The 8,737-nt window shown below is 26.6% G+C and carries 8 protein-coding genes and 1 pseudogene; all 9 read left to right on the top strand.

All coding sequences use genetic code 11. From position 1 onward, the window contains the following. A pseudogene (locus JCM14209_RS08070) lies at nt 1-441 on the top strand (stealth conserved region 3 domain-containing protein); the annotation flags it as partial. A 40-nt stretch (nt 442-481) separates the two neighbouring features. After that, nucleotides 482-1,444 (top strand): glycosyltransferase family 2 protein, encoded by a 963-nt coding sequence (locus JCM14209_RS08065; protein WP_025022967.1) that lies wholly within the window; start codon nt 482-484, stop codon nt 1,442-1,444. A 23-nt stretch (nt 1,445-1,467) separates the two neighbouring features. Then, nucleotides 1,468-2,589 (top strand): glycosyltransferase family 4 protein, encoded by a 1,122-nt coding sequence (locus JCM14209_RS08060; RefSeq protein ID WP_225349699.1) that lies wholly within the window; start codon nt 1,468-1,470, stop codon nt 2,587-2,589. 810 nt (nt 2,590-3,399) lie between these two features. Further along, entirely contained in the window at nt 3,400-3,771 is a 372-nt protein-coding gene (locus JCM14209_RS10075; protein WP_155830701.1) for a hypothetical protein, read from the top strand. 33 nt (nt 3,772-3,804) lie between these two features. After that, nucleotides 3,805-4,761 carry an acyltransferase family protein gene (locus JCM14209_RS08050; protein ID WP_162148755.1) on the top strand — a complete coding sequence of 319 codons (957 nt, stop codon included), beginning with the start codon at nt 3,805-3,807 and terminating at the stop codon, nt 4,759-4,761. A 50-nt stretch (nt 4,762-4,811) separates the two neighbouring features. Beyond that, nucleotides 4,812-5,774, top strand: a complete 963-nt coding sequence (locus tag JCM14209_RS08045) for an acyltransferase (protein ID WP_025022963.1) — start codon at nt 4,812-4,814, stop codon at nt 5,772-5,774. 1,311 nt (nt 5,775-7,085) lie between these two features. Further along, complete coding sequence (locus tag JCM14209_RS08035) at nt 7,086-7,433, top strand: NAD(P)-binding protein (protein ID WP_025022961.1); 348 nt, start codon at nt 7,086-7,088, stop codon at nt 7,431-7,433. Next, nucleotides 7,400-7,591 (top strand): UDP-galactopyranose mutase, encoded by a 192-nt coding sequence (locus JCM14209_RS10575; protein WP_025022960.1) that lies wholly within the window; start codon nt 7,400-7,402, stop codon nt 7,589-7,591. Before JCM14209_RS08035 ends, JCM14209_RS10575 begins: the two co-directional genes overlap by 34 nt. A gap of 49 nt (nt 7,592-7,640) precedes the next feature. Continuing rightward, nucleotides 7,641-8,609 (top strand): DUF6625 family protein, encoded by a 969-nt coding sequence (locus tag JCM14209_RS08025; protein ID WP_025022959.1) that lies wholly within the window; start codon nt 7,641-7,643, stop codon nt 8,607-8,609. The last annotated feature ends 128 nt before the right edge of the window (nt 8,610-8,737 follow it).

Genomic DNA, 8,737 nt, shown 5'->3' with positions numbered 1-8,737 from the left:
AAATTTTTTAATATAAAATATGGAATTCAAAATATTAGAAATATAAGTTTATTAATTTGGAAAAGATATACTGGATTTAAAAACTCTCATTTACCAACACCGTTTTTAAAAAGTACATGGGATGAAGTTTGGGAAAAAGAAAAAAAAGTTTTAGATGAAACTACAAGTCACAAATTTAGATCTTATTATGATGTAAATCAATATCTATTTCGGCAATGGCAAACTGCATCTGGTCAATTTCATCCACAACTTGCGCAAGGTAAAGGATTTGAAATTTCAGATGAAAATATTGATAAAATACAGGATACAATAGAAAAACAAAAATATAAAATGATATGTTTGAATGATGGAAATAATATTAGTGATTTCGATGAATTGAAAAGTAAAATAATTCGTTCGTTTGATAAAGTATTACCTGAGAAGTCAGCTTATGAAAAATAGCTAAGTTATAAATAATAAATTATTATATGAGGTATCTAAAGTGAAAGAAAGAAGACAAAAAAGTGTAGTTGCCTTAATTGTAACTTATAATCGAAAGAAATTATTAATTAATGTAATAGAAAATTTATTAAATCAGAACTACAATCTAGATGGAATATTGGTATTTGATAATAACAGTAATGATGGAACAGAAAAATTATTATTAAAAGAAAAGTATATTGATCAATATCAAAAGGAAAAAATAACTAGCAAAAGGTTAGGAGAACTTGATTTTTATTATTATAAAAATGGAGAAAACCTTGGTGGTGCAGGAGGTTTTTCTAAAGGTGTAGAAATTATTAGTCAAATGCAATATGATTACGTCTGGATTATGGATGATGATGTGCTTCCTGAAAAAAATTGTTTAAAAGTAATGTTAGATACTATGGAAAAATACAATGTTCATGCAGCTATTCCAAATAGAAATTCTGAAAACTTTAAAGATTGCCCAGTGGTTGATTTAGATATGAAATCTTTTTCAAAATACTTTATAAATGACAGAAAAAAGAGAGTAGAATTACCACTATCTAAAGATGTTTATTTTGTTAAGACAATGGCTTTTGAGGGACCTTTAGTGGATATGAATATCATCCGCAAAATAGGGTATCCGAATAGTGAGTACTTTATTTTATTCGATGATACGGACTATGCACAAAGAATATTACAGTTTACAAATATCGCATATTGTGTGGATGCACATTTATATCGACAATTACCTTTTATTACTAGCAAAGAAAAAAATAAAAAATTTGGTTGGAAAGAATATTATGCGATTAGAAATAATATTTTGTTTAACAAGAAATATGGAGAAAATTTTGTCGTAAAGTATATTTCTAGTCAAATGATTGTTCTATACATGTTACAAAGAGCTGTGAGAAATTTAAATATTAAAGATGTACTTTTAGTGTTAAAAGCTTCTATTCACGGAAATTTAGGAATAACTGGGAAAAAAGTACAACCATAATAATCTTTAAGAAAGAGGTATACATGATAAAAATTGTATATATATCACCAACAGATCCATATTCTAATAAAAATAGTTGGTCTGGAACTTATTACAGTACACGTGAGGCACTTGAAAAAACTGGGAATATTGTAGAGTGGATAAAATATAAGGATGAAAGTTTTTTTATAAAGGTAGTTAGGAAATTTTATAAATTATTTTACGGAAAGAATGGATCATTTACTCATACAAGAATATCTGGATGGTTAAAGGCTAAATCGATTAGACAGAACTTGGACGATTTTGATGTTATTTTTGTTCCAGGACAAGTAGACATTGTTGCAAATTTAAAAACTAATAAGCCCATTATTTACTATACAGACGGTGTGGTATCATTAATGATTGGATATTATTGGTTCGGTTTTTCTAATCGTGCTATTAAGGAGGCAAAAAAAGTAGAAAGTTTAGCTACAAATAATGCTTCAGTAAATATTTTTGCATCAGATTGGGCAAGAAATGCCGCAGTACGTGATTATTCTTTAAACGAGGATAAGACATTTGTTATGCCATTCGGTGCAAATATATCATCGAATGAGTTAGAAAATATTGGCAATAAGAAAAATAATAGTAATAAACTAAACGTTGTATTTTCTGGTGTAGATTGGAAAAGAAAGGGCGGCCAGATTGCAGTAGATGCAATAAAAGCAATCAGAAAAAAAGGATATGATGTTGAATTAACAATATGTGGTATAAAAGATTTGGATAATAAAATTCAAAACTTACCATTCGTTAATTATTTAGGATTTTTAGATAAAGAAAAAGAAAATCAATATAGAAAATATATTAATACCTGGAAAGAGGTAGACTTATTGATTTTACCAACTAGAGCCGAGCGTGCGGGAATAGTATTTAATGAAGCATCGGGATTTGGAGTTCCAACACTTACAACTGATACAGGTGGAATCTCTAATTATGTAAAAAATGGAGTTAATGGGTATAGATTGCCTTTATCTGCTACAGGTCAAGAATTTGCTGATAAGTTAGAGGAGATTATACAGAACGATGAACTTCCTTCTTTATCAGCAAATGCCAAGAAAGTGTATGAAGAGTCAAATAGTTGGGATGCTTGGGGAAAGAGTATAGATGTATTATTAGCAAATCTATAAAATAATTTTCTTAAGCTTATATATAGTCGAAAGGGGAAATATATGATCGATTATTTTAAATACAGAAAATCTTTACAAGAAATTTTATTTTATACGTCGATAGCAATATATTATGTTTACTTTTTTATATCTAGATCAACAGTTCATATAGACGGATTAAAAATATTATTACTATTCAGTGTATTTTTAGCATTTTTGGCTACTTTCGTGAATTCTTTTGGTTATACGAAAAGAGGATTAATAATACAAGTAATATTATATACATGTATGGCCATTTCTGTTATTAATAATAGAAGACTAGATATACTTCAACTAGTAATGATAATTTTAGTATCTTTAAATTCAATAAATATGGATTTTAAATACTTGTTAAAGTTTAATTTTTGGTGTCTTCTTACAATGTATTCGATAATTACATTATCTGCTATATTAGGGATTATTAATACGGAAATTTTAACGCATTCTGGGTTAGATCAGACAGTAAATACATACGGATTTACATATTATAATATTCCATCTCTATCCATATTTACTATATTAATACTATATGTCGTCTTAAAAGATAAAATTAATTTCATAGATATATTTTTATATTTGGTTGTTTCATTTTGGGCTTATAAAGTATACACTCAAAGATTATTATTCATTTTATTACTTTTTTATATTTTTATGTATTTATTATTTAGATATAAGGATATTAGTTCGAATATCTTTTTTAGTGCGATAAGTTATTTTCTCCCGTTAGTTATGACAGTTATTTCATTTACATTAGCTTATATTTACAAAGTTAATGCTAGTAGCTTATATACATTGGATAATTTACTAAATGGTAGAATTGGTTTAACTTTACAAGCTTTTAATTTATATAAAATTACTATTTGGGGACAACCATTTACTTGGACAACGGGTGATGAAATAAAATTTATAGGTAATTATTTCTTTTTAGATAATGCGTATGCATATGCGTTATTAGCGTACGGACTAATATTTTTACTAGGCCTTATTATTGAATACACAAGTATATTAATATTTTTGCAAAAAAACAGCGAGCTAAAATTATATTTATGGATTGTAGTAGTAGTAATTGGTGGAACAATTGTTTTTGATTGGTTATTAAATATTATATTTAGTCCTTGTCTCTACTTAATTATTAGAATTATAAATAAAAAAAACGTATTATAAATTGGAGAACTTATATAAATGAGAATTAGATATGTGGATATTGCAAAGGGAATCGGTATGCTCCTGGTTATTGCAGGTCATACGTTTACTTCTAATAATTTGATAGAGCATATTATCTATAACATTCATATGCCGTTATTTTTTATTTTGGCTGGATGTTTCATTAAAAGAAAGAAGCCAATGAAAAAGTTTATTGGTGATAAATTTTGTAGATTAATTATCCCTTATATAGTTACTTGTTTAGCTTTAATTATGTTTAAAGTATTAAAATTATTAATCACAAATAAAAATAATGAGATTATTCAAAGTATAAAGGAATTAATTCTATCAACAATATATGGAAGTGGATTACTTACATCCCCTACTTTACATATTCGCTTAATTGGTGCTATTTGGTTTTTATTAGCAATGTTTTGGGGATTAGTAATTTATAATTATATCTTTGATAAAAAATATAAAACTATATATGCTATTGCCATATTTTTATCAGGATATATGATCTCTAAAGTTATATGGCTGCCACTTAGCATATTACCAGGAATGATGTCTGTATTATTTATACATATTGGAAATATATTGAAAGAATCAATAATTACAAGTAAACCGTATAAAATACAGAAAGCTATCTTAATAGGAATTGTATTTATATTAGGAACATATTTAACTTTTAGTGAGCCACATATGGATATGTCTAGTTGCTATTATAGTGATTTAATTATAAATACATTTACTAGTGTTTCAGGAACTTATATGGTTGTATATATTTCACAGATAATAGAGAAGTTTAGATATCTTTCAAAATTATTGAGTATATATGGAGTAAACTCTTTATTGGTTTTATGTGTACATAATGTTGAAGGACTCAGTTTTGATATAGGACATATATTTTCAACACAAAGTGGTATAGAGATATTGTGCATTAGAATTGCAATAACTGTTATTTTTGTTATTATTGTTACTGTATTTAAAAAGAAAAAAGAAATTAAATAAAAAGGTCCTTGTTGAAAGGACTTTTTTTAAATAAAGAAGGATACTTATATATGGATAAAGGAAGAAATTATGGAATTGATTTTTTGAAAATCATTGCATGTTTAGCAGTATTAAGGTTACATATAATCTCGATAAATGTAGCAGAAAATGAGTTCCAACTATTTACATATTATCTCTCGGGATTTGCTGTTCCAATATTTTTTATGGCTAACGGTTACTTTATTTTAAATAAAAGAGATTTAAAGTTTGATTATATTATCAAAAAAATAAAAAAGATATTAATCTTATTGGTAATATGGAATACAATTTATTGGATCAAAAATATCATAACTAATAATGAAATAAATATATCAGGATGGTTATTAGGTTCTGTATTAACTTCAAAAAATATAGGGGCATATCATCTGTGGTTTTTTTGGGCGTTAATATTTACATTGATTTGTGATTATTACATATATAAACTAGATAAGATGGGGTTTAAGTATGGATATACAGTTGGCTTACTGTCAATTTTAAATATAGTTGCATACGCAATTCATTTAGACAGTTCTCTTTCACAAGTATTTAGAGTATATATATGGTTATTCTACAGCATTATTGGTGGTTTTTTAGGTAAGATAAAGATAGATGTAAAATCAAAGAGAAACGTGAATCTTTTTTGCTTAATGCTAATATTCATCGTAACGGAATATATATATATTAATTATAATTTAAGTTTACCAAAGCCAAGATTAGCAGAATTTAACTATGACTTCTGGATATTTATGATAAGTACGATTAGTTTATTTATCATATTATCAAGTATAGGATATAATCTAATAATAGCTAATTTGATTGAAAAGATTGTTTCATTAACTATGGGAGTGTATGTAATACATATTGGCGTATTATGGCTTGTTGAGAAATTTACACAAAACCTAGAAATAAGATACATAGTGACGCTAGTAGTATCATTTTTAATAGTGTACATTTTAAGTAAATTAAAATGGATAAACAAAATAGTTTCCTTTTAATTTATTGTAGTTAAAAAGGTAGTCAAGGACGATAAAAACATACTTGACTACCTTTTTGATTTATCAATTTGATAAATACCTTAATTATAGAATATACCAATTTATTAGTATATTCTATAATAAAATCATATTTATTGCAAGTTGAAACAGAAATCATTCGTAAATATGAGTAAACAATAAGTTTTTTGGAATTTTTAGATGTTTTACTTAATACTCCGGTGAAGGTATAAAAATTTTAAATATTTCTCCAATTAATAACATTCTCTTCTAAGTTAAGTATTGCCACGAAATTTTGAAATATCAATATTAAGTATTTCCGCTAACATTTCATTAGGAAAGTATACGTTATATTTGTCTTGTAATACTTGAATGAAGTATTAATGTTCTATTATTATCATTGAAACAGAATTAAGAAGTTCGTCAGGAATATCATTTAGAAGTAAAGTATCACTAATCGTAACAGTGTTATTTAGGATTAGTTCAATAAAGTAATCTAATAATTCATCCTGACTATAGAGATATTTTTTGAAAGATTACTACTCAACAGTGTTACGTATGGGCTTGTTATCACCATATTACGTACTTTACTACCATTGATAAAAGGGAGACGTTCTTTTTCAAAAAACTTTAACAAACCAAGAACCTAATAATTCAGGATTATTTGCAAAATTAGTATTAATTAAATCTGAAGTATCAATAATTTTTTCAGTTAGGTTAGCTAGTATATCGCTATATTCTAGTAACTTTATTAAATTGTTAGATAACCCTACGTTATTTGTAGCAATCTTGTATGTGTTGGTAAATATATTTGATGTTTTTTGAAATGTTAAAGAAATTTTTTTTAAGTCTTCGTAATTAGTATCCGGATTTATCAAAGAATTCCATATTTGATTGTCTAAAGGAATATTTAATCTTATTGAAGTCGGAATCAAGAATAAGCAATTTTAAGGAATTGATTATTTTGGAAATTGAATTATAATAACGTCAAGTTTTAAAAAAGTCAATTTTATAAGAAGCAAGAAAAATACAAATAGTAGTTTTCCTAATTTACTTGATGGCGAGTCGATAATTTTAAAATTTTCTTGCTTTAAGAATGTTTCAACGTCTATTTTTGCCTTGATTCTACCGGCATCTTATCACCGTCATGCCATAAAATGAGATGTTTTTTTCATAAGTATTTATTCTTCTTCCTTTGATAGTTATATAAGGTATTACACCACGTGAAATAGAGTACTAATAAATTAAAAATGTAAATTATTGGTTATAAGTGATAGAATTACAGTATAGTTATTTAATTTAAAGAAGTAAATAATGACAAAATATTTAGTAGTAGGTGCCGGATTATTCGGTGCGACATTTGCCCATGAAGAAGTTAAAAGAGGTCATGAAGTAAAGATTATTGAAAAAAATGATTACGTAGCTGGTAATATCTATACAAAGGAAGTACACGGAATTCAAGTTCATCAATTTTGTGCTCACATTTTTCATAACTATGAATTAGGTGAATTGGAATACCGTAGTCTCTACTTTGAAACAGAAGTGTTAGATGAAGATAATCATCAAGGTAATGCAGTAGTTAATTATACTGACGCCAAAACATCTTATACACGTGAATATCTAGCAGATTGGAGCGTGGGGATGCTCCATACTATCCTGTAAACAATGAAAAGAACAACACATTATATGAACAATATAAGGAATTAGCAGCTAGCAAAGCAGAAAATGTTATCTTTGGTGGCCGTTTAGGACAATATCGTTACTACAACATGGATCAAGTTATCGTCGCTGTATTAGAAGCTGTTAATGGAGAATTTTAATGTATTAAAGTAATAGTGATTAAAATAATGATAGAAAGGTGATGCATGAATGAAAATAAAAGTATTCTTACCTTACTTTGGGGTGGAGTTTCCTAAAACATTCGATGTTTTATTGTTCACAATGAAAAGAAATACAAAAATTGATTTTATTGTGCCAACAAATATAAATTTTAGCCAGTATGAATCTTATGCAGAAAATATTACTTTTGTAAATATGAATTTAAGCGATGTTAAATATAGAATTGAATCAATACTGAAATATACTGTGAAATTAAAAGAAGCATATAAGATATGTGATTTCAAGCCATCCTTCGGAGAAATTTTTTCTGATTATTTAGAAGATGCAGAATGGTGGGGATACATAGATCCTGATGTTATATTAGGGGATATTAATTCGTTTATTGATAGTGTTGATTTTGATATGTATGAACGTGTATTAAGTTGGGGGCATCTGACATTTTATAAAAATACGGACTATGTAAATAAACTTTGGCGTAAAGAATGGGGATTAGAAGGTATAGTTCCAAGTATAAAAGAAGTTTCTACAAGAAATACTCCATTTTATTTTGATGAAAAAGGACAAGGAAAAGGGTATGGATATGGAATAATTTATGCCCAAAGAAAATTAAATGCCTTAAAAGCGTATGAAAACGTAGAATTTATTGCTGATGTTTCTCCAGGAAAATTTAACTTTTGGGTTAGAGGAGAAGAACAAGTTAAATATTTTAAAGTATTAAAGAACAATAAATTATATGGATATTTTGAAGATGGAAGCAAAAAGGAATATTTATACGTTCATCTTCAAAAACGAAGCATGGAAAACAAATTGAGTGGTTCTATACCTGATGAATTTTATATTTATCCTAATGTTATTGATAGAGAATTATTTACTGTCTCTAAAGATGAACAAAAAGAATTGTGGGAAAAAGATAAGAAAAGAAGAGATTTAAAAAGAAAATTAGGGAATATCAAAGTAGCATATTTTTTGAAGAAGTTTAAATATCGTAAATTAATATAAATTGATTATATGGTTACTCCGTTCTAGGAAGTTTATGCAGTATAAATTTTCGGATCTTTTTCAATTAATACTGATGAAGAAATTTAAATAAATATATTACTAAAAAGTAATAGCTGAGTAGTTTGTTG

Origin of the sequence: Ligilactobacillus hayakitensis DSM 18933 = JCM 14209, assembly GCF_000615845.1 — a bacterium.
In the GTDB taxonomy this organism is placed as follows: Bacteria; Bacillota; Bacilli; order Lactobacillales; family Lactobacillaceae; genus Ligilactobacillus; species Ligilactobacillus hayakitensis.
The sequence above is the reverse complement of the archived record's forward strand: the minus strand, read 5'-3'. Positions and strand labels throughout refer to the sequence as shown.